This is a genomic window from Rhodococcus sp. JVH1 (assembly GCF_000280725.2).
Classification (GTDB): Bacteria; Actinomycetota; Actinomycetes; order Mycobacteriales; family Mycobacteriaceae; genus Rhodococcus_F; species Rhodococcus_F jostii_A.
Genome location: NZ_CP166289.1, coordinates 4,733,574 through 4,755,302 on the forward strand (window position 1 = coordinate 4,733,574; position 21,729 = coordinate 4,755,302).

General features: G+C 65.7%; 18 protein-coding genes and 3 pseudogenes. 13 read left to right on the forward strand and 8 right to left on the reverse strand.

Annotated features, from left to right (window positions below; translation table 11 throughout):
* Positions 1-11: 11 nt before the first annotated feature.
* Positions 12-362 carry a 4-coumarate--CoA ligase gene (locus JVH1_RS21865; protein ID WP_009475779.1) on the reverse strand — a complete coding sequence of 117 codons (351 nt, stop codon included), beginning with the start codon at positions 360-362 and terminating at the stop codon, positions 12-14.
* 230 nt (positions 363-592) lie between these two features.
* On the opposite strand from JVH1_RS21865, the gene JVH1_RS21870 reads away from it, so the two are divergent.
* Genes JVH1_RS21870 through JVH1_RS21885 form a run of 4 tightly spaced genes read left to right on the forward strand, consistent with a single transcriptional unit; the run spans position 593 to position 4,704 of the window.
* Positions 593-1,762: an acyl-CoA dehydrogenase family protein gene (locus JVH1_RS21870; RefSeq protein ID WP_009475778.1), complete on the forward strand. Its 1,170-nt coding sequence runs from the start codon at positions 593-595 to the stop codon at positions 1,760-1,762.
* A gap of 4 nt (positions 1,763-1,766) precedes the next feature.
* Complete coding sequence (locus JVH1_RS21875) at positions 1,767-2,990, forward strand: acetyl-CoA C-acetyltransferase (protein ID WP_009475777.1); 1,224 nt, start codon at positions 1,767-1,769, stop codon at positions 2,988-2,990.
* A gap of 46 nt (positions 2,991-3,036) precedes the next feature.
* On the forward strand, positions 3,037-3,489 hold the full coding sequence (locus JVH1_RS21880) for a MaoC family dehydratase (protein ID WP_009475776.1): 453 nt from the start codon (positions 3,037-3,039) through the stop codon (positions 3,487-3,489).
* A gap of 18 nt (positions 3,490-3,507) precedes the next feature.
* On the forward strand, positions 3,508-4,704 hold the full coding sequence (locus tag JVH1_RS21885) for an acetyl-CoA C-acetyltransferase (RefSeq protein WP_009475775.1): 1,197 nt from the start codon (positions 3,508-3,510) through the stop codon (positions 4,702-4,704).
* Positions 4,705-4,783: 79 nt separating this feature from the next.
* Here the strand turns inward: JVH1_RS21885 and JVH1_RS21890 are convergent, their stop codons facing one another.
* From JVH1_RS21890 to JVH1_RS21905, 4 genes and pseudogenes are all read right to left on the reverse strand, one after another.
* On the reverse strand, positions 4,784-6,076 hold the full coding sequence (locus JVH1_RS21890; RefSeq protein ID WP_371113022.1) for an MFS transporter: 1,293 nt from the start codon (positions 6,074-6,076) through the stop codon (positions 4,784-4,786).
* A protein-coding gene (locus JVH1_RS21895) for an IS5 family transposase (protein WP_255284983.1) occupies positions 6,046-6,955 on the reverse strand; the annotation gives its coding sequence in 2 pieces (ribosomal slippage) (positions 6,046-6,603 and positions 6,605-6,955; 909 coding nt in all). Before JVH1_RS21895 ends, JVH1_RS21890 begins: the two co-directional genes overlap by 31 nt.
* A gap of 48 nt (positions 6,956-7,003) precedes the next feature.
* Positions 7,004-7,177: pseudogene (locus JVH1_RS21900) on the reverse strand (MFS transporter); the annotation flags it as partial.
* Entirely contained in the window at positions 7,161-7,589 is a 429-nt protein-coding gene (locus JVH1_RS21905) for a MarR family winged helix-turn-helix transcriptional regulator (RefSeq protein ID WP_009475772.1), read from the reverse strand. The gene JVH1_RS21905 and the pseudogene JVH1_RS21900, both read right to left, overlap by 17 nt.
* Before the next feature lie 208 nt (positions 7,590-7,797).
* On the opposite strand from JVH1_RS21905, the gene JVH1_RS21910 reads away from it, so the two are divergent.
* The gene (locus JVH1_RS21910) at positions 7,798-11,064 is read left to right on the forward strand and encodes a protein kinase (protein ID WP_009475770.1); all 3,267 of its coding nucleotides are present in this window, start codon (positions 7,798-7,800) and stop codon (positions 11,062-11,064) included.
* Between the two features lie 649 nt (positions 11,065-11,713).
* Here the strand turns inward: JVH1_RS21910 and JVH1_RS21915 are convergent.
* Positions 11,714-12,403 (reverse strand): DUF2848 domain-containing protein, encoded by a 690-nt coding sequence (locus JVH1_RS21915; protein ID WP_009475768.1) that lies wholly within the window; start codon positions 12,401-12,403, stop codon positions 11,714-11,716.
* Positions 12,404-12,605: 202 nt separating this feature from the next.
* Here JVH1_RS21915 and JVH1_RS21920 point away from each other — a divergent pair, with 202 nt between their 5' ends.
* On the forward strand, positions 12,606-13,976 hold the full coding sequence (locus JVH1_RS21920; RefSeq protein WP_009475767.1) for an MFS transporter: 1,371 nt from the start codon (positions 12,606-12,608) through the stop codon (positions 13,974-13,976).
* On the opposite strand, the gene JVH1_RS21925 is transcribed toward JVH1_RS21920, so the two are convergent.
* Complete coding sequence (locus JVH1_RS21925; protein ID WP_009475766.1) at positions 13,948-14,619, reverse strand: GntR family transcriptional regulator; 672 nt, start codon at positions 14,617-14,619, stop codon at positions 13,948-13,950. The genes JVH1_RS21920 and JVH1_RS21925 overlap by 29 nt on opposite strands.
* A 43-nt stretch (positions 14,620-14,662) precedes the next feature.
* On the opposite strand from JVH1_RS21925, the gene JVH1_RS21930 reads away from it, so the two are divergent.
* From JVH1_RS21930 to JVH1_RS21945, 4 genes and pseudogenes are all read left to right on the forward strand, one after another.
* Positions 14,663-15,460, forward strand: a complete 798-nt coding sequence (locus tag JVH1_RS21930) for a carbon-nitrogen hydrolase family protein (protein WP_009475765.1) — start codon at positions 14,663-14,665, stop codon at positions 15,458-15,460.
* 308 nt (positions 15,461-15,768) lie between these two features.
* Positions 15,769-15,941 (forward strand): annotated as a pseudogene (locus tag JVH1_RS21935) (L-serine ammonia-lyase, iron-sulfur-dependent, subunit alpha); the annotation flags it as partial.
* A 109-nt stretch (positions 15,942-16,050) separates the two neighbouring features.
* A pseudogene (locus JVH1_RS21940) lies at positions 16,051-16,344 on the forward strand (MBL fold metallo-hydrolase); the annotation flags it as partial.
* Positions 16,345-16,390: 46 nt separating this feature from the next.
* The gene (locus tag JVH1_RS21945; RefSeq protein ID WP_157173972.1) at positions 16,391-16,552 is read left to right on the forward strand and encodes a hypothetical protein; all 162 of its coding nucleotides are present in this window, start codon (positions 16,391-16,393) and stop codon (positions 16,550-16,552) included.
* Between the two features lie 29 nt (positions 16,553-16,581).
* On the opposite strand, the gene JVH1_RS21950 is transcribed toward JVH1_RS21945, so the two are convergent.
* Positions 16,582-16,863 carry a hypothetical protein gene (locus tag JVH1_RS21950; protein ID WP_009475762.1) on the reverse strand — a complete coding sequence of 94 codons (282 nt, stop codon included), beginning with the start codon at positions 16,861-16,863 and terminating at the stop codon, positions 16,582-16,584.
* A 315-nt stretch (positions 16,864-17,178) separates the two neighbouring features.
* Between JVH1_RS21950 and JVH1_RS21955 the strand changes: the two genes are divergently transcribed.
* From JVH1_RS21955 to JVH1_RS21965, 3 genes are all read left to right on the forward strand, one after another.
* A complete protein-coding gene (locus JVH1_RS21955; RefSeq protein WP_009475761.1) occupies positions 17,179-19,002 on the forward strand; it encodes an amino acid permease in 1,824 nt (607 codons plus the stop codon).
* Positions 18,999-19,889, forward strand: a complete 891-nt coding sequence (locus JVH1_RS21960; RefSeq protein ID WP_009475760.1) for a universal stress protein — start codon at positions 18,999-19,001, stop codon at positions 19,887-19,889. Before JVH1_RS21955 ends, JVH1_RS21960 begins: the two co-directional genes overlap by 4 nt.
* Positions 19,890-19,992: 103 nt before the next feature.
* On the forward strand, positions 19,993-21,600 hold the full coding sequence (locus JVH1_RS21965; protein ID WP_009475759.1) for a DASS family sodium-coupled anion symporter: 1,608 nt from the start codon (positions 19,993-19,995) through the stop codon (positions 21,598-21,600).
* Positions 21,601-21,729 lie beyond the last annotated feature (129 nt).

Sequence of the window (21,729 nt, forward strand, 5' to 3'; positions counted from 1 at the left end):
TCCCGTATTCATCATTTCTCCGTACTCTGCTCGGCGTGCACGTCATTCAGACGGTCGCGCAACGCGGACCGCAGGACCGCACCCCGTGGGGACAGGGGCAACTCGTCGACGAAGACCACCTCGCGCACCTTCTTGTACGGCGGCACCGTGGCCGCCACGAACTCGATCAGTTCCTCGGCGGTGATGCGCGCCGTGGTTTCTGCCACCACGAAAGCGACGGGCATCTCCCCGACCCCGGGAACGGAGCGGCCGACCACCACGACATCGAGAATGCCTCGTCGTGACAGCAACAGCTGTTCCAATTCGTGCGGATCGACGGTGTAGCCCTTGTAGAGGAGTGCGTCCTCGGGTCTGCCAACCATGTCGAATATCGAGTTCCATCTCGCCGGGAAATTTCATTGTTCGTGAATATGCCGGACAATTCCTCCGGACACTGACACCTATTGAAGTCCCTCGGGCCGCCGTGGTCAAAGACGCTGAAGGAAACCGACAGTTGCCCTCTTCCTATGGGTCGTAAATGCCGTCTGCGCTGCAAGTTCTCGTTCGCGGCACTCGCTTGACAGCGAGGCCGGGTTGCTGGATATTCACCTTCATGGCTGAACGCGAAGTGAGTGACGAAGACTTCAAGGACATTCTCGCGCAGACGAGAACCTTTATTCAGAAGGAAGTAATTCCCAGGGAAAATGAAATCGCGGAAAAGGACCTGATTCCGGACGACATTCGCCGCAAGGCGGCGGAGATGGGTCTGTTCGGGTACGCCATCCCGCAGCAGTGGGGCGGGCTCGGACTCGACCTCACGCAGGACGTGGAACTGGCCATGGAGTTCGGGTACACGAGCCTGGCGTTGCGGTCGATGTTCGGCACCAACAACGGGATCGCCGGCCAGGTGCTGGTGAATTTCGGTACGGACGAACAGAAGTCAGAATGGCTCGAGCGCATCGCGTCCGGTGACGTGGTCGCGTCGTTTGCACTGACCGAGCCGGAGGCCGGGTCGAACCCGGCGGGCCTGACCACCCGCGCCGTCCTGAAGGACGGCAAGTGGACGATCAACGGCACCAAACGGTTCATCACCAATGCACCGTTGGCCGATCTGTTCGTGGTCTTCGCCCGCACCCGTCCCGCCGACGAGACCGGCACCGGCATCGCGGTGTTCCTCGTTCCCGCCGACACCGCCGGTGTCGTGGTCGGGCCGAAGGACAAGAAGATGGGCCAGGAGGGTGCCTGGACCGCGGAGGTCGCGTTCGACGACGTCAGCGTCCCCGAATCCGCCCTGGTCGGCGGCAGTGAGGAGGCCGGCTACCGCGCCGCCATGACGTCGCTCGCGCGGGGCCGCGTGCACATCGCCGCTCTCGCCGTCGGGAGCGCTCAGCGGGCGCTGGACGAGTCCGTCGCCTTCGCGGCGGTCACGAAGCAGGGCGGCACCCCGATCGGTGACTTCCAGTTGGTGCAGGCGATGCTCGCCGACCAGCAGGTGGGCGTGTCCGCGGGCCGCGCGCTGGTGCGGGACGCGGCGCAGAAGTACGTCAGCGGTGAGGACCGTCGGATCGCCCCGTCGGTGGCGAAGCTGTACTGCACGGAGATGGCCGGCAAGGTCGCCGACCTCGCGGTGCAGGTCCACGGCGGCACCGGATACATGAGAGACGTTCCGGTGGAACGGATCTACCGTGAGGTCCGGCTGCTGCGCCTGTACGAGGGCACCAGCGAGATCCAGCGCCTGATCATCGGCGGCGGCCTCGTCCGCGAAGCGAAGAAAGCACTCTGAGCCCATGCACGACGCAGTGATCTGTGAACCCGTCCGCACCCCCGTCGGGGGATTCGGCGGCATGTACCGCGACATCCCCGTCACCACCCTCGCCTCGACGGTGTTGAAGGGCCTGATCGAACGGACGTCGATCACGTCCGACGACATCGACGACGTCATCTTCGGTCAGGGCTACGCCAACGGCGAGGCTGCGGCCATCGGCCGGATCGCTGCGCTGGACGCCGGCCTCGACGTCACGGTGCCCGGCATCCAGCTCGACCGCCGCTGCGGCTCCGGGTTGCAGGCGGTCATCTACGCGGCCATGCAGGTGCAGACCGGGATGAGCGATCTGGTGATCGCGGGCGGCGCCGAGTCGATGAGCCAGACCGAGTTCTACAGCACCGGAATGCGCTGGGGCGTCAAGGGTGCGTCGGTGGAATTCCACGATCGATTGGCCAAGCCCCGCACCAATTCCGGCGGCGTCAACTTCCCCGTCGAGGGCGGCATGATCGAGACCGCGGAGAACCTGCGCCGTGAGTATTCGATCAGCCGTGAGGAGCAGGACGCGTACGCCGCCGAATCCCACGCGCGTGCGATCCGCGCCCAGGACGGCGGCCTGTTCGACGCCGAGACGATCCCGGTGACGGTGCCGGGCAAGCGCGGCACGGCTGACGTCGTCGTCACCACCGACGAGCACCCGCGCCGCGATGTCACGGCCGAGTCGTTGTCGGCGTTGCGGCCCATCCGGTCACGCGTCGACCCGGAGGCGACAGTGACCGCGGGGAACGCGTGCGGCCAGAACGACGCTGCCGCTGCCGCGATCGTGACCACCCCCGAGAACGCGGAACGTCTGGGCCTGCGCCCGTTCGCCCGGCTCGTGAGCTGGGGTGTCGCCGGAGTGGAGCCGAACCGGATGGGCATCGGCCCGGTGCCGGCCGTCGACAAGGCCCTCACCCGGGCGAAGCTCACCCTGAACGACATCGATCTCCTCGAGATCAACGAGGCGTTCGCAGCGCAGGTGCTGGCGTGCGCGCGGGAGTGGAAGTTCGACGAGTCCGACATGCGAGACCGGTTCAACGTCAACGGATCCGGCATCTCCCTCGGTCACCCTGTCGGCGCCACCGGCGGTCGCATCCTGGCCAATCTGCTCCGTGAACTGGACCGTCGCCAGGCCCGCTACGGCATCGAGACGATGTGCATCGGCGGTGGGCAGGGCATCGCGGCCGTGTTCGAGAACGTCAACATCTAGCCGTTTCCACTTCCGCCCGGTTCCGGGCCGACCCGAAAAGAGTGTCATGCGCGTATTCCAGGGAATCGACGACGTCGAATCCGCAGTCGGCGAACATCTCGGCCACAGCGACTGGCTCGAGATCACGCAGGAACGCGTGAACGTGTTCGCCGACGCCACCGGCGACCACCAGTGGATCCACGTCGATCCCGAGCGTGCCGCCGAGGGCCCGTTCGGCGCCCCCATCGCCCACGGCTACCTCACGCTGTCGCTGCTGCCGAAACTCGGCGCCGACCTCATGCGCGTCGACGGCGTGAAGCTGGTGATCAACTACGGTCTCAACAAGGTTCGCTTCCCCCAGCCGGTGAAGGTCGGGGCGAAGGTGCGGGCCGGTGGCGAGATCGTATCGTTCGAGCACACGAAGCAGGGCGCGCAAGTGGTCGTCAAATACACCATCGAGATCGAGGGTGCGGACAAGCCGGCGTGCGTCGCCGAAACGGTCCGCGTCCTGGTTGCCTGAGACACAAGGAAAGAACACATGCGAAGAGCAGCACTGGTCGCCCCGGTCCGCACCGCGGTCGGTCGTTTCGGCGGCGCACTGCGCGACGTCCCGGCAGAGACGTTGGCCGCGACCGTGATCAAGGAGACCGTGGCGCGGTCCGGGATCGACCCGATTCTCATCGAGGACGTCGTGATGGGGCAGTCGTACGCCAACTCCGAGGCCCCGTGCATCGGACGGTGGGCGGCCCTCGAGGCAGGACTGCCGATCCGCGTCGCCGGACTGCAGACCGACCGCCGGTGCGGCACGGGCCTGCAGGCCCTCGTGACCGCGTCGATGATGGTGCAGACCGGTGCAGCCGACGTCGTGCTCGCCGGCGGCGTCGAGTCGATGAGCAACATCGAGCACTACACCACCGGTGCCCGCTGGGGCACCCGCGCCGGATCGCTGAACCTGTACGACCGCCTCGACCGCGGGCGGGAACGCTCCCAGCCGGAATGGCGGTTCGGGAAGATCAGCGGCATGATCGAGACCGCCGAGAACGTCGCGACCCGATGCGGAATCGGCCGTGAGGAGTCGGACGCGTTCGCCGCCGAAAGCCACGCCAAGGCCCACGCCGCCTGGGAGGCAGGAAAGTTCGACGACGAGGTGACCGAGGTCAAGATCACCGACCGGAAGGGAAACGTCACCGTCGTGGCGCGGGACGAGGGTATCCGCCCGGAAACCACGCCCGAGACCTTGGCGCGCCTGCGGAGTGCTCTCAAAGACGGTGTCGTCACCGCGGGCAACGCGAGTCAGCAGAACGACGCCGCGTCGTCGATGCTCGTCGTCGCCGAAGATCAACTCGACGAACTCGGGCTCGAGCCGATGGGTTTCCTCACCGGGTGGTCCGCCGCCGGGTGCGAACCGGCGCTGATGGGGCTCGGGCCGGTCGCGGCCACGTCCAAGCTGTTCAGCAGGACGGGCGCGAGCTTCGACGACTTCACGCTGATCGAGTTGAACGAGGCCTTCGCGTGCCAGGTGCTCGGCGTCCTGAAGGAATGGGGATTCGAGGACCGAGACCGCCTCAACGTCAACGGGTCCGGGATCTCGCTCGGACACCCCATCGGCGCGACCGGCGCCCGAATGACGACCACCGCGCTGCATGAATTGCGGCGACGGGGCGGCGGCAAGGCGCTTCTCACGATGTGCATCGGTGGCGGGCAGGGAATGGCCGCCATCGTCGAAGGCGTGTAGGGCGTATCTCCTAATCCCCATTTCGGCGCTTCTGGCGCCCAATCGCCAGGTGCATCCGAGAGGGATTGGGAAACACGCCCTAGCCCCGACTGATACGCGCGTCCGCCGGCTCCGACAGCGGGGTCGGCGGACGCGACATCACGTGATTGACGAGGAGTGCGACGAAGACGATCGCGCACCCAATGGCACCCACGGCGAGAGCGAGCCTGATTCCGTTTTCGGTGGGAAGTAGGTCCGGTGCCAGGTTCGCGGCGAGCACCGCACCTGCGAGGGCGCTGCCGAACGAACCGCCGACGGTGCGCAGCACCTGGTTGAAGCTCACGGCGCTGCCGAGTTCGGTGTCGGCGACGCTGCGGGCGATCAGGGCCGGCATCGCCGCGTACGTCATGCCCATCCCGGCCCCGAACCCCAACATCCCGATCAGGATTTCCCACAGCGCGTTGTGGGCGACCCAGAGGAGCACGCTCGAGGCCGTCACGAGGCCTGCACCGACGAGCAGCAGAGTCCTCATGCGGATCCGGTGCGAGACCGCGCGGACGAGTCGGTTCGCGCCGAAACTCGCCACCGACAGGGGAAGCATCACGAATCCGGCCCAGAACAGGGGCAGCGCGATGCCGTATCCGGTGGAAGCGGGCGCCTGGGCGATGAGGCTGCCGATCGAGAGTCCGATGTACATCGCGGCGCCGAGGCCGATCGCGGTGCTGTTCGCGACCAGCACGTCACCGTTGCGCAATACTCGCAGGTTGATCAGCGGATACGGGGTGCGCAGTTCGACGAGGGACCACGCCGTCAGCAGTGTCGCCGCCCCGGCGAAGAATCCGAGTGTCCACGGCGAGCCCCAGCCCCACCGGGAGCCTTCGCTGACGGCGACGAGGAGCGACGCGAGTCCGGTCCCGACCAGCAGTGCGCCCGGGACGTCGAGGGTGTTGCGTGGTGCCTGCTCGTCGGGGCCTGCGGGAACGACACGCCAGACGACGAGGATGGTGGTGACCAGGAACAGCGCCGCGAACCAGAAGGCGAAACGGAACCCGAGCAGATCGGCGAGGATGCCGGTCAGGGGGTATCCGAGTCCGAGGCCCGTCGTCACCGTCACCGACAGGCTCGAGATGCCGAGCCGGGCCTGGTTCTCGGGGAGATAGCGGCGGGCCAGAGCGATCGTCACCGGAACGATTCCGTAGGTGAGTCCCTGCAACGCGCGCCCGATGAGGAAGACGGTGAAGTTGGGAGCGGCGGCCGCGACGATCGAACCGACGAGGATCGTGGTCAGGGAGAACAGGAGCAGGCGCTTCTTGTGGGGGCCGTCGCTCAGCCGGCCCATGATCGGTGTTGCGACCGCGCCGACTAGGGCATGTCTCCCAATAGTTTGAGCCATTCGACGATGCCGGCGAGAAGGAATCCAGCCCGGTAAGTCAGGGCAAGCTTGTCATACCGGGTTGCCACCGCTCGCCACTGTTTTGCCTTGTTGAAGGCCCTTTCCACCACGTTGCGGCCCTTGTATGACTCGGCATCGAAGTTCGGTGGCCGACCGCCCGCGCTGCCCTTGTTCTTGCGGTTGGCCACCTGATCGGACTTCTCGGGAATGACCGCCTTGATGCCCTTGCTGCGTAGCAGTTCTCGATTGGCCTTGGATGTGTACGCCTTGTCGGCACGGACCTCGTCCGGGCGCGTGCGGGGTGCGCCGCCACCGATGCGCGGCACGCAGATGCCCTCCAGGAGCGGGCCGAACATCGGGCTGTCGCCTGCCTGGCCAGGACCCACCAGCACCGACAAGGGACGTCCGTCGCCATCGCATGCCAGGTGGACTTTGCAGGTCAGCCCGCCGCGGGACCGGCCGATGCCGTGATCGACCGGTTCGTCAAGCAGATTCGTGTAATTCGGTAGATCCCCCTGTGTCACGCGCGGCGTTGGCGCCGTGCTGGTGCACCCGCACCACGGTGGAATCCACCGACACCGCCCAATCCAGGTCGCCACCGGCATCGGCCATCGCCGCCAGGGCTATGAGTACCCGATCCCACGTTCCATCCCCGGCGTAGCGTCGGTGCCGTTTCCACACCGTCTTCCAGGGGCCGAAATGCGCAGGTAGATCCCGCCACGGGAGCCCGGTACGCAGCCGGTAGAGCATCCCCTCCACCACGAGCCGGCTGTTCTGGAACTTCCGCCCCCGCAGCCCATCCGAACTGGGCAACAGCAGCGCAAGCAACTCCCACTGCTTGTCCGTCAACACCTCAAACCGATTAACAACGTCTGCCACAGCGAAGAGTCTGCAGCACAACACCCCAAATCATTGGGAGACACGCCCTAGGAGGTTGACAGTGAGCATCCATTGGCCGGTGCTCACCTCGACGTGCATGTCGTGGGAGATCGTGGGCACCAGGAGCATGCCGAGTGAACTGACGATCGCGGTCGTCAGGGCGGCATACGCCAGGGCCGGCAGTAATCGGGGACTCGTTGTGGACTCAGTAACCGGGGGCATCATCCACCAACTTGCGCAGAATCGGGACGACGGAGTCGAGAGTCTTCTTCTCCTCGTCCGTCAGCCGTTCCGCGATGGCGTGTTCCAGCCAGTCCAGGCCTTTCGACCGCTCCTGCGCCAGCCTCTCCCGGCCGGCATCGGTGAGCTCGATCCAGATCCGGCGTCGATCCTGCTCATCGGGCGTCCGTGCAACCAGACCGAGACTCTCGAGTTCGCGCACGGCCGTGGCGATCGCCTGGGGGCTGATCCTCTCGGCCGCCGCGAGTGTCGACGCAGACGTTCGTCCGTGCTTCGACAGGTAGGCGAGCACCCCTATCTTGCCGACCGAGATCGACCTGCCTGCGGTGAGCTGTCGCCAGATCGGGCGCAGCGCTTCCCGCAGGACCTGCGCGGTGGCCTGTTCGGTGATCATGAGCAAAGCGTACAACCAAATTGATCAATTTAATTGACTAAATGGGGAGGCTAACACCGGCACGGCCAGGATCGCCCGCACCGATCACCGTCAGCGATATCCTCGGGAGGACGCCATCGAGAGGTAAATCCACGGTTGTATCCGCGCTGGTCGTGCCGTCGGGACCATGCGCCGGAACCACGAGCCGACGGGGTGAGTAGACCGTCCGATGGGTGAAGGTGATCCGCTCGACACGCAGCGGTACCCGCCGTCGCCGGCTGCCGAGCTGGGTGGATCTGGTTTCGCTGACGTTCAGGAGGTCGGCCGCGGCGGTTTCGGCGTGGTCTATCGCTGCACCCAGTCGGAACTGGATCGCACGGTGGCGGTGAAGGTGCTCACCGTCGACCTCGACGAGGAGAACCGGGCCCGATTCTTCCGGGAGCAGCAGGCGATGGGCCGGCTGACCGGGCACCCGAACATCGTCAACATTTTGCAGGTCGGCGCCACCGACAGCGGCCTTCCGTACATCGTGATGCCGTATCACCCGCAGGATTCGCTGGAGGCCAGAGTCCGGACGGGCGGCCCACTCCCCTTGGATCAGGTCCTTCGGCTGGGGGTGAAGATGGCCGGAGCGGTGGAGTCGGCGCACCGGCTCGGCATCCTGCATCGCGACGTCAAACCCGCGAACATCCTGCTCACCGAGTACGGCGAGCCCGAGTTGGCCGATTTCGGTATCGCGCACATCAGCGGCGGCTTCGAGACCGCCACCGGTGCCGTCACCGGGTCGCCGGCGTATACCGCGCCGGAGGTGCTCGGGGGTGAACCGCCCAGTCCGGCAGCCGATGTCTACGGCCTCGGTGCCACCTTGTTCAGTGCGCTGACCGGCCATGCCGCGTTCGAGCGCCGCAGCGGTGAGCAGGTTGTCGCCCAGTTCCTGCGGATCACCACACAGGAGGTGCCCGACCTGCGCGAGCACGGAATACCGGACGACGTGTCCGCGGTGATCGCCCGGGCGATGTCCCGCGAGCCCGGTCAGCGTCCGGCCACCGCCGCCGACTTCGGGGAACAGCTGCGAGGGCTGCAACGCGCCCACGGCTTTCCGGTCGACGAGATGGCACTTCGTGCGGAGGCCGATGCGCGGGGGAACGGGGAGCAACCGACCTCGCGCAGCGGACAAGGCCCGCCGGCGCACTCCACGCTGGGCGCGACGGGCAGTCTCCCTCTGGAATTGACCAGCTTTGTCGGCCGTCGACACGAGCTCACCGAGGCGAAGAATCTGCTGGCCGGGTCGCGGCTGGTGACGTTGACCGGGATCGGCGGTGTCGGCAAGACGCGGCTGGCGATGCGGATCGCGTCGGCGGTGCAGCGCGAGTACTCCGACGGTGTGCGCCTGGTGGAGTTGGGTGAACTGCGCGACGGGTCGTCGCTGGTCGACGCGGTGGCCGCCGCCGTGGGGGTGCGGGACCACTCGCCGCGGCCGTTGCGGGAGGTGCTGATCGAGTTCCTCGCCCCGCGGGAGGTGTTGTTGGTTCTCGACAACTGTGAGCACATGGTGGACGCGGTCGCCGAACTCGCCGGCCCCCTGCTGCGGGTGTGCCCACGGTTGCGGATTCTGGCCACCAGCCGTGAACCCCTCGGCATCGGCGGGGAAGCAGTGCTGCGGGTCCCGCCGCTGGCCGTCCCGGATCCCGGGCGGCGGACCTCGTTGCGGGGGTTGCCCAAATACGATGCGGTGACGTTGTTCGCCGAACGCGCCGCTGCCGCGGTTCCGGGGTTCGTGCTCACCGAGGAGAATGCGGCCACCGTGGCGGGGATCTGCCACCGGCTCGACGGGTTGCCGTTGCCGATCGAATTGGCGGCGGCGCGGTTGCGGGCGATGTCGCCCGAGCAGATCCTGGGACGGCTGACCGACCGTTACGCGCTGCTGACCCGCGGCAGCCGGGGTGCGCCGACGCGGCAACAGACGCTGCGGTTGTGTATCGACTGGAGTTTCGAGTTGTGCACCGCCGGTGAGCAACTGTTGTGGGGGCGGGTGGCGGTGTTCGCGGGAAGCTTCGAACTCGATGCGGCGGAGCAGGTGTGCGGCGCGGGCCTGGCACCGGACGAACTGTTGGACACGCTGACCTCCTTGGTGGAGAAGTCGATCCTGATCCGGGAGGAATCCGGGTCGGTGGTGCGTTTCCGGATGCTCGAGACGCTCCGCGAGTACGGCTACGAGAAGCTCGAGCAGACCGGTGAGGCTATGGCGTTGCGTCGCCGGCACCGGGACTGGTACGAGGCGTTGGCGCTGGATGCGGAGGCCGAGTGGATCAGTGCCCGCCAACTCGATTGGATCGCCCGGCTGAAACGGGAACACACGAATCTGCGTGAGGCCCTCGAATTCAGCCTCGACGACGACCCCGCCGCCGGCCTGCGCATCGCCGTGGCACTGTTCCTGTTCTGGAGCTCCCAGGGCCTCTACAACGAGGGGCGACGGTGGTACGACCAGCTGCTCGCCCGCCAGAGCGGCCCGCCCACTTTGGATTCGATCAAGGGGCTCTACAGCCACACCGTAATGGCCTTCGCTCAAGGCGACCTCCAGGCCGCGACAGCGCTCGTCGAGGAGGCGCGGACTCTCACCGCGCACACGAGTGACCCCCTACTGCGGGCCTACGTCGACTGCGCCGACGGCATGCTGGCCCTCTACAGCGGTGATCTCGCGCGAGCGTGCTCGAAACTGGAGATCGCGCTCGCCGAGTTCACCGAACGCGGAGATCACATGCTCCAAGTAGCCATCCTGTACCCGTTAGGTCTGGCCCATGGACTGTCCGGCCGGACGGACCAGGCGATCGAATGCCACGAACGTGCGCTCGCGATCACGGAAGCGTACGGCGAGACGATGTATCGATCGCATTCGCTGTGGGCCTTGGGAATTGCGGTGTGGAAGCAGGGTGATGCACGTCGTTCGGTGCAGCTCATCGAACAATCACTGAAGCTGACCAAGCAGGTGCGCAGCCCCCGCGTCGCTGCAGGCTGCCTCGAGGCGCTGGCCTGGATCAGCTTCGAAGGTCGCGATGCGCTCCGGGCCGCAGTGCTGATGGGAGCCGCGGACGGGCTGGCGCGATCGATCGGCAGTACGGCGATCATCCATTCCAATCTGATTCGCTACCAACGGGAATATGCAGAGAAGGCCCGGCAGGAACTCGGGGACAAAGCATTCGGAGCGGCCCACCACAAGGGTGAACAACTCGGCTTCGACGCGGCAATCGCCTACGCCCTCCACGAGCAACCGTCCGCCACCTCCACACCCACCGCCGACGCGTCGACGCGACTGACCAAGAGGGAACGCCAAGTCGCCGACCTGATCGCCGAAGGCCTGACCAATCAGGCCATCGCCGACCGCCTCGTGATCTCACCACGCACCGCACAAGGGCACGTGGAGCACATCCTTGCCAAACTGGGCTTCACCTCCCGGACCCAGGTCGCGGCCTGGGTCGTGGAGCGGGCGCACGACTAGGCTCCCGGTCGCCCGCGGCGATCTCAGAGATGCTTCTTGTAGAAGGGGATCAGCTTGTCGAGGGCGATCTTGACGGGCTCGGGCTTGTCGTAGAGGTCGTAGTGGGAGAGGCCCTCGGCGACAACGAGTTCCTTATCCTTGGATGCTGCGCGCCGAATGATTTCCAGGCCGTCGCGGTACGCGCCGAATGCTCACGCAATTTGCATCGAGCCTTCGGCCATGGATGTTCCTCTGTGGCAATCAACTAGAAGGAGATTTCATCGTGGACAGGTTGAGAGACAAGGTAGCAATGTCACGGATATTCGGGGGGATCACGCGGTACAGTTCGGCGGCCGCTCGATCTCCCCGGGGCGGACGGTGTGGAGATCAGGCGGCGGTGCTGGACTGGCGAGGCCGACGACGTCACCGTCATCGTCGGCGACGCCAATGCCTGCCAGCGAACTCACACGCGCCCGATCAGTTGTATTCCAATCACCTTCACTTCCGCCAAGTCCTGAGACGGCACAACAACGGCGCACCGCTCACCCGATCACGGGCACAGCGATATCGTTTCCGCCGGTACCTCGCCGCGTTCGGGGCAGTTCGCGCGTTGACGATCCGCCCCGAGATCCCGAGGAGACCTGCGGCTCAGTCGCTCACTGAGTGTGGATCAGCCGATCGGCTGAGGCATCGGCACAGTTCGGTAGCTACAGGTCAATTCGTCGGCTGTGGCGGGATCCCGTAGTGCGACCTTCCATGCGTCGGCGAATTGGTTCACCCCGTGGCGCATGGAGATCGTGCCCGATACCAGCACGGTTCCTGGCTTGTACAACCCCTGCTCCCGAAGGACGTCGAGCCAGTACTTCGGAGCGAGGAGATCGGCCAGCGTCCCGGTTTGGATCAGGGTGGACGGTTCACCGTCACCTTGACCGACCCATGCCGTCAGAGTGATGTCATCGAGGCGATCGGCAATTTCGGACAGCCGCCATGCGCGGGTACCGAGTACATCGGGTGCGGCGTTCTTGCTCCACGCCACGCTGTGTACCTCGAGGTCACGGTCGGTGTGGTCGCAGGCGACGGTCAGCAGAACATCGTCGTCGGTGATCACCAGGGCCCACTCGGCTTCACCCGAGGTCCGACCGTGTTGCACGAAGACCTCGGTCGTCTGTTGCGCGAGGTAGGGGGAGATGGGGTACATCGCGGGGATGGTCGTAGGTGCCGGTACACCCAGTTCTGCGAGTTCAGCGATGTGTGACGCGACTTCTTCCTGGTTCCGGCCGGCGTAACCGGCGTTGAGAAGGGTCGTGACCTCGACGGTTTCGACGGTGCCGTCGGGCAGGGTGAACGTGAGTTGAGACATGGGTCGAGGCTCCTGACTTCGCGCCTCTGGTTCCCTGTCGGGACCAGGGCGGATTTGTTACTTTTTTGTTTTTTCTGCGCCAAGGGCTTGCGCATGCCTCTTGTATACAGCAAGTATGTGACTAGTACAACGGTCTCGGTGAGCTGAACCACAGCACGTGCCGAGTCGTGCGAGACGAGAATTCAACCCACAAGGAGTTGCCATGATCGGAGAGTCCACCTCCGTCGATGCCGACAGGTCCGCACCCGTCGACAAGAAAGGTCTCGCGAAGGCGTTCGCCGCCAGTCTCACGGGTACCGCGCTGGAGTGGTACGACTTCGCGGTCTACTCGGCCGCGGCCGCGTTGATCTTTCCGCAGATCTTCTTCCCGGACAGCGATCCGCTGACGGGGACCTTGCTCGCGTTCTCCACCTACGCGGTCGGCTACGTGGCGAGACCGATCGGAGGTTTCGTCTTCGGACGCCTTGGGGATGTGATCGGACGCAAGCAACTGCTCGTGATCACGCTACTGCTGATCGGGGTGACGACCTTCGCGATCGGTTTACTTCCGGGCTATGACCGGATCGGGGTCGCGGCTCCGATCATCCTGGTGATCTTGCGATTCGCGCAGGGTGTGGCGGTCGGTGGCGAGTGGGGTGGTGCCGTCCTGCTGTCGAGTGAGTACGGAAACCCACGCCAACGCGGCTTCTGGTCATCGGCAGCTCAAATCGGTCCTCCCGCAGGAAATCTGATGGCCAACGGCGCACTTGCCGTCCTCACCGTCTCCATGACCGAGGCCCAGTTCGAGTCCTGGGGATGGCGTATTGCCTTCCTCCTGTCCGCCCTGTTGGTCGGCTTCGGTCTGTGGATTCGACTGAAGCTCGAAGACACCCCTGTCTTCAAGGCGCTACAAGAATCCGGCGACCGCGCCGAGGCCCCCATCCGTGAGGTGTTCACAACGCAGACCCGTCCGCTGGTTGCTGCGATCTTGTCGCGCATCGCACCGGACGTGATCTACGCGCTGTTCACGGTCTTCGCGATCACGTACGGCACTCGGAAACTCGGCTTCGAACGCGGCGAGATACTGACCGCGATCCTGATCGGTTCCGCATTCCAGCTCGGCCTGATTCCCCTTGCCGGGGCCATCTCGGATCGCATCAACCGGCGCCTGGTCTATGCCGTCGCCGCCGTCGGCGGTGTCGCATGGAGCGCCATCTTCTTCGTCGTCATCGGCGGTGGCTCGTTTCTGCTGCTCATCGTGGGTGTAGTTGTCGGGTTGGCATTCCACTCGTTCATGTACGGGCCGCAGGCGGCGTTCGTGACCGAACAGTTCACGGTCGCGCTGCGCTCGACCGGTAGCTCACTGGCCTACACGATCGCCGGCGTCTTCGGCGGCGCCATGGCCCCGCTGATCTTCACCTACCTGCTGAGCGAGACGGACAGCTGGGTGCCGATCGCCGTCTATGTTCTGATCGTCGGCGCAGTGACCCTGGTCGGCCTCGCATTGGGACGCAACCCCGATCCCACCGAGGATGAGCACTATGCGTTGCTGGCGATCGAGAACGCTAGGCACGCAAGAGAATCTGAAGCGTAACCTCGAGATGGTCGTTGATCTTCTGGTGCACCAGGCCCTCGTCGCCGACTTCGAGCGCGTCGATGATGGCCTGGTGCTCGGCGCACACCTTGTGCTGCCGGTCGGACGCACTGAAGAGGGCCGTCATGCCGACGCGGAGCTGGCGCGCGCGCAACCCGGCGTAGGTGCGCGAGAGCAGCTCGCTGCCCGCCGAATCGATGAGGAACTGATGGAAGCGCCCGTCCCAGTCGATGAACGCACGGGCCGCCTCGGCGCTCGGATCGCTCGCGAACTGTTCCTGCTCGGCCAGTGCGGAACGCATCGCCTCGATCGGCACCCGCCCCGCCTCCAGCGCCCGGCTGGCGGCGTGACGTTCGAGAACGCCGCGCAACTCCATCAACTCCGCGATCTGCCGGCCCGACATCGCCGGGACGTGCACCCCGCGCTTGGGCACCATCTCGACGAGGCCTTCCGCCTGAAGCATCAGCAGTGCCTCCCGGACGGGAGTGCGGGACACCCCGATCCGCGTGGCGAGATCCTGCTCACTGAGGAACGAACCCGACGCCGCGGGCGCCGTCAGCACCTGGTCCTTGACGTACAGATAGGCCTTTTCGCGACCCGACAACTCGGTCGCCGAACCCTCGATCCCACCCATTTCCTGCATACAATATGTATACACCACAGCATGCGCATTTAGGAGTAACACAGTGACGCTACGTATCAGTCTCGCCCAGATCACCAGCTCGTCGGACCCCGCGGCCAACCTGGCGACGGTGGAGAAGCACGTGAATGCGGCCGTGGACGCGGGGTCCCGGCTGGTGGTGTTCCCCGAGGCCACCATGCAACGCTTCGGTGGACCGCTCGCCCACGTCGCACAGCCGCTCGACGGTCGGTGGGCCGACGCCGTCCGCGAGTGCGCAGCCCGAGCAGGGATCACCGTCGTCGCCGGAATGTTCACACCCGCCGACGACGGCAGGGTGCGCAACACACTCCTCGTCACCGGGGGTGGTGTCGACACCCATTACGACAAGATTCACCTCTTCGACGCCTTCGGCTTCGCCGAGTCGGACACCGTGGCACCGGGAGGCGAGCCGCTGGTGGTCACCGTCGAGGGAGTCGGTATCGGCCTCGCCGCCTGTTACGACATCCGCTTTCCGGGACTGTTCCAGACGCTTGCCGATCGCGGAGCGGCCCTGACCGTGGTCGCCGCGTCCTGGGGCGCCGGACCCGGCAAGGTCGACCAATGGACACTCCTCGCTCGGGCGCGCGCACTCGACTCCACCACCTTCGTGGCAGCCTGCGACCAGGCCGACCCAGCCACCTCAGGCGAGAAGGCCCACGACGCGACGCCACTCGGCGTCGGCCACAGCATCGTGGCTTCGCCCACGGGAGCCATTCTGGGACAACTCGATTCCAGCCCGGGAATACTCACCGTCGACATCGACACGGACCTCGTCACACAGGCTCGCGCGACTCTGCCGGTACTGGCAAATCGGCGGTACTGACGACCGCCCGCACGCCGGACTGGCACGTCTGCCACGAAAGGGTTCATCAGGGCCTGTACTACGGCGGACATGGTGGACTATCGCGAACATTGACGAAGAACCTGCGCACCGGGCGAGGGATGCGCCTACGACGTCGCAGTGCCCGGAGCCGCCCGGCCCCGCTTCGCTGCGTAGTCGGAGAACGACCGACGATCCGCTTGCAACCTCTTTGGCGACGGCATCTACCTCGCCGACCCGGGAAGTCCGTGGCAACGCGGTACAAACGAGAACACGAACGGCCCGCTACGCCAGTACTTTCCCAAGAGCCGTTCGTGCTCACCGCGACCGCGATCGGCTCTCTTCTCAAGGCAAACGCCTCGATCTCCGGAGCCGAGGCCGGATGCGGAGGCGAGGTCGGCACCGCCCGCGCCATGGCTGCCGCCGGCCTGTGCGCTGTCCCGGGCGGCACGCCGCCCAGATCGAGAACGCCGCCGAAATCGCCGGCAACGGGACTCGCTGAGCGTATCGCCCGAAATGAGGAAGCGGGGGAAGGGGCAGACATCGCCCACGGCCGACCGGACGGCTGGCTCGATTCCGGTGACGTGATTCCGCTACGAGACGGGGCGCTCGAGGTGATTGCCGCCCCGGGACACACCCGAGGGCACGTCGTCTTCCGACACACCGACGCCCGAATTCTCTTCTCGGGTGATCATATTCTGCTTCGTATCACGCCGTCGATCGGTTTCGAATGGGCACCGGAACCGTATCCGTTGCGTTCCTATCTCCGTCCCCTCGAACTCGTTCGAGGTCTTCCCGACACTGCACTCCTGCCTGCGCACGGCCAGCAACCGCGATCGTGTCGACGAACTTCCACCACCACCGTGAGCGGATCGTCAAGTGTGTGAGCACATCGCAGCCGGGGCGAGGACGGCCTACCAAGTGGCGAAAGCGATGCGATGGACCCGCCGCCGACGACAATTCGACGAACTGCCACCCGAGCACCAGTTGTCCGCCGTCATGGAGATCAGCGCCCACCTCTACGTACTCACGCTCCATGGCAGGCTGAACCGCACTGACGGCACCACGACGCGTCATTACGCGCTCTCCGGCTGATCGGCTACGTGGCAACCGGTCTGAGTTGGTCAATGCCCGAGCGCACCCGACCCAGCTCGTGGGAACCATTTCCACGGCTTGTCCCAGTGGCCGGGTGGCGGCACGAACGGAAGCTGTCCCAATTGGCCCGGCGGTGGGATGAACGGCAGCTGCCCCAGCTGTCCGGGCGGTGGAACCACGTCGGGTACCGAGAGACCGGGAATTGAGGGTGGCTTTGGATCAGCATTTGCCGTGCCGGTGCCGAGTCCCAGTGCGCCGAAGCCCAGCGCACCGGCGATCACGGCTGCCGCCACGGTCTTCTTCGAATTCATCGTGAACTCCTTCTGCGGCTGCTCCACCTCGTTCCGTGGAGAGTGAGCGCCGGTTGCACCCTTCTATTGTGCGCACTTCTGTGGGCGCTGTCGCCTGCCCTGGGGCGGACGTTCCGGTGAGCTCACGCGCAGCGCGCACACGATCCACCTGTCCGATCCCGCTCGGTGGACGGACGGTGCGGCTTACGATTGAGATTCAAGCCCTGCGGCTCATTGCCTCTGGTCGCGTGCCCAGCCGAGTACATCCCACGGAATCCGACAGCCGGTCTCGCCAAGAGAGCGAGAAGCCGGTGCGTCGAGGTTCGGAGGGATGCAATGAGTGCAACACCCACTTTGAAGAAGGCGCTGAGCCAGCGGCAGCTGACGATGATTGCGATCGGCGGGGTGATCGGCGCAGGCCTGTTCGTCGGCTCGGGCGTCGTCATCGGTGACACCGGGCCGGGGGCCTTCATCACCTATGCGCTTGCTGGGGTTCTGATCATCATGGTCATGCGGATGCTGGCCGAGATGGCGGTGGCCAACCCGTCGACCGGATCGTTCGCCGATTATGCCCGAGCCGCGTTGGGTAACTGGGCCGGCTTCTCCGTCGGCTGGTTGTACTGGTATTTCTGGGTGATCGTCGTCGGTTTCGAGGCGATCGCCGGCGCGACGATCATCCAGTATTGGATCGACATCCCGCTGTGGTTGTCGGCGTTGGTTCTGATGATTCTGATGACCGCGACGAATTTGTTCTCGGTGTCGTCGTTCGGCGAGTTCGAATTCTGGTTCGCCGGGATCAAGGTGGCCGCGATCGTCGTGTTCATCGGGCTGGGCACACTGTTCGTTCTCGGGGTGTGGCCGAACAAATCGCTCGACTTCTCGAACCTGTGGAGCCATGACGGGTTCCTGCCGTTCGGCGCCATGGCCATCACCGTCGGTGTGGTCACGGTGATCTTCTCCATGGTCGGCGCCGAAATCGCGACGATCGCGGCCGCGGAATCGGCGGACCCGGAGCGGGCGGTGACCAAGGCCGCCAACTCGGTGATCGTGCGGATCGCCGTGTTCTTCGTCGGCTCCACGTTCCTGCTGGCGACGATCCTGCCGTGGAACGACGAGGATGCGGCCGCGTCCCCGTTCGTCGCCGCGTTCACCGAAATGGGGATCCCGTACGCCGACCACATCATGAACGCCGTGGTGTTGACGGCGGTGTTGAGCTGTCTCAACTCGGGCATGTACACCGCCTCCCGCATGTTGTTCGTGCTCGCTGCGCGCCGGGAGGCACCCGCACAGCTGGTCAGGGTGACCCGTCGAGGGGTGCCTGCCATCGCGATACTCGCGTCGTCGGTCGTCGGTTTTCTGTGCGTCATCGCCGCGGCAGTCTCACCGGACACCGTCTTCGTCTTCCTGCTGAACTCCAGCGGTGCGGTCATCCTGTTCGTCTACCTGCTCATCGCCGTCTCCCAGATCGTCCTTCGGTACCGCACCAAGGACTCGGAGCTACGGGTCAAGATGTGGCTGTTCCCGGTGTTGTCGATCATCACCGCGGCCGCGATCGTGGCGATCCTGGTGCAGATGTATCTGCAAGAGGATGTGCGGTCGCAACTGGTGCTGAGCTTGTTGTCGTGGGCCGTCGTCATCGTGCTGTTCCTCGCCAACAAGTGGTTCGTGGGCCGGCGGCCCGTCGTGGAAGGGGTCGCGGCGACGACACGTCCGCACCGTGTGCTGGTGCTGGCGAACCAGACGGTCCAGTCCAAGGAAATGCTCGACGAGCTTCGTCGCATCGACGCTGATCGGGATGCCACCTACTTCGTGGTCGTGCCTGCCAGCCCGATCGAGACCGGAACCGCCGCCACCCACGGTCCACTCGACGTCGCGGAAGCGACCCGAGAGGTCGCACAGCGGCGGTTGGACGACACGCTGGCGACACTGCGCGCGGAGAACCTCGAAGCCGACGGCGAGTTGGGCGACTACCGGCCGCTGCGGGCCCTGGCCGCCGCCGTCGACTCGTTCCGTCCGGATCAGATCGTCATCTCGACACTGCCACCCGAAGAGTCGGTGTGGCACCGCTTCGACGTCGTGGACCGCGCACGCGCCGAGCACAGTGTGCCGGTGACGCACGTCGTCGTCACCCCGGTCGCCGCAGAGGGATCCCCCCGATGACGATCATCGCCGGCTTCAGCTCGAGCCGTCAGGGGACTGCGCCCCTCAACCTGGCGGTGCAGATATCACGCTGGACCGGTGACAAGGTTGTGGCCGCGGCGATCGTGGAACGGCCGTGGCCTGCGAAAGACGACCCCATCGAACGCGAATACCTGGGCTACGTCACCGAGCAGGCTTCGCGCGCCCTGGACAGGGTGGTCGGTCAGCTGCCTGGGGGCCTGGACATTCCCCGCCTCGTCTACCAATCCGATTCCATTCCAACAGGTTTGATCGAAATCGTCGCCGACCACGACGCGCGTCTCGTCGTTGTCGGGTCGTCGTCGTCCGGGTTGCTGGGCAGGGTGACGCTGGGCAGTGTCACCGAACGGCTGGTCCACACCGCGGCGGTGCCCGTCGCGATCGCTCCGCGCGGCTACCCGCCCGTGCCGGAGTCGATCCGCCGGATCACCGTCGCGTACGGAGGCGAGGCCGACGTCAACGGTCTCGTTGCTGCCACCGCCGAACTGGCCAGGCAGTGGCCGGTGCAGTTGCGGATCGTGTCGTTCACGGTGCGGCCGATGACAATGTTCGGCGGCGCGATCGAGCGATCGACGGAGGACCTCGTCGTCCAACAGTGGGCACGACGGACGCGCGCCGATATCATCAAGCAGCTCAACGCAGTTCGCGCGCGAATTCCGATTCCCGACGTGGATGTCGTGGTCGGCAGCGGCCACGACTGGCGCGAAGCGGTGGAGGCCGTCTCGTGGGAAGCCGGCGACATGCTGGCGCTGGGGTCGGGCGCAGCCGGACCCGCGGCCCACGTATTCCTCGGCTCGGCCGCCTCGAAGATCCTGCGTCACGCTCCGGTGCCCGTGCTGATCGTTCCCAGAAACAAGGTGACGGCCTAGGCGTCGTTCGTGCCCACCTGGGAGAAAACATGCCGTTGCAACGACTAGGACGTTCGTTGGTGGGTATTACTTTCGTACCGAACCGTGTAGCAGGGGAGGGGCCATGACAGCCGAGAACCAGGGCGACCGCACCGACGTCGACAAGGCGTTGCTAGGGCACACCACCTATCGCAGCCTCGGCGAACAGCATCTCTCACCCGCCGAGGAACGATTCGAGAAGGGCCGCCGCACGATCGGGCTCTTTCTGGCGCCACTGATCACGATCGCGTTCCTCGCCCTACCGATCGATATACCACCCAACCAGCAGACGTTGGCCGGCGTGCTGCTCGGCGTCATCGTGCTGTGGGTGACCGAGGCGGTGCCGATCCCGATCGGCGGGCTGCTCGGGGTGGCGATCGTGGTGTTTCTGGGGGTGGCGCCGGCCGACGAGGTCCTCGCCGCGTTCGGGTCGTCGACGATCTTCACGTTCATCGGAGCGTTCATCCTCGCCCAGGCGATGCTCAAACACGGCGTCGCACGGCGGTTCGCGTTTCGGATCCTGACCCTGCCGCGTGTCGGCCAGTCCACCACCGGAGTGATCGTCGCGTTCGGCGCGATCACGTGCGGGCTCTCGGCGTTCGTATCCAACACCGCGACCGTGGCCATGCTGCTGCCCACCGCCCTGGGCATCCTCGGCGTCATCGCGAAACTCATGCAGCGCCGCGGCGTCGTCGCAGAGGACTTCGACCCGTTGCGTCTCCGGGTGGGTGCCGCGATCATGCTGATGCTCGCGTACAGCGCAAGCGTGGGCGGCCTGCTGACACCGGTCGGGAGCCCACCCAACCTCATCGGACGCGGGCTCATCGAAGAGGCCACGGGGGAGCGGATCAGCTTCGGGCAGTGGATGGTGATGGCCATCCCGATCTGCCTGCTGATGTTCATCGCGCTCGCCGTCATCCTGCTGCGCCTCAACAAGCCGGAGATCCGGCGGATCGAAGGCGTCGCCGATTACCTGGCGGAGCAGCGCGCAGAAATGGGTCCGCTGTCGCGTGCCGAGAAGAACACGCTCATCGCGTTCGGAGTGACGGTGACGCTGTGGATTCTGCCCGGTGTCGTCGCAGTGATCGCCGGCAACGACTCGGACCTCTACGGCACGATCAGCGACCGACTCGACGAGGGCATGGTCGCGGTCTTCGGCGCGGCGTTGCTCTACCTTCTGCCGACCGATTGGGAGAATCGCGAGTTCACGCTGACCTGGCGGGACGCAGCGAAAATCGACTGGGGCACCATCGTGCTGTTCGGCAGCGGCATCATCTTCGGCGCACTGCTCGCCGACACCGGACTCGCCGAGACGATCGGCACCTCCGTCGCGGACTCGCTGGGCCTGACGAGCGTCGTCGCCATCACCGTCTTCGCGGTGCTGCTGGCCATCGCCGTGTCGGAGACGACGAGTAACACGGCTTCGGCGGCGGTCGTGGTGCCGATCGTGATCCCGGTGGCGTTGGCGGCCGGGGTCAACCCCTTCGTGCCTGCGCTCGCCGCCACGTTCGCCGCATCGTTCGGCTTCATGCTGCCGGTCTCGACGCCGCAGAACGCCGTGGTCTACGGCTCCGGAGCCGTCCGGATCACCACCATGATCCGGAGCGGAATCACCTTCGACATCGTCGGCGCAATTCTGATCATCGTCTTCCTGCCCTTGATGATCGGAGTGGTCGGCCTCGGCGGTGGATGATCAACGGTGCGGCCACCCGAAGATGCCATTACAGCCCCGGCGGTTTTGTCCGGGTGACGTTTTGGCTCCCCTAGGGTGCCTGGTGTGCGTGGCGGCACGACCACATTCTTGAAACCGATCACGATCCCG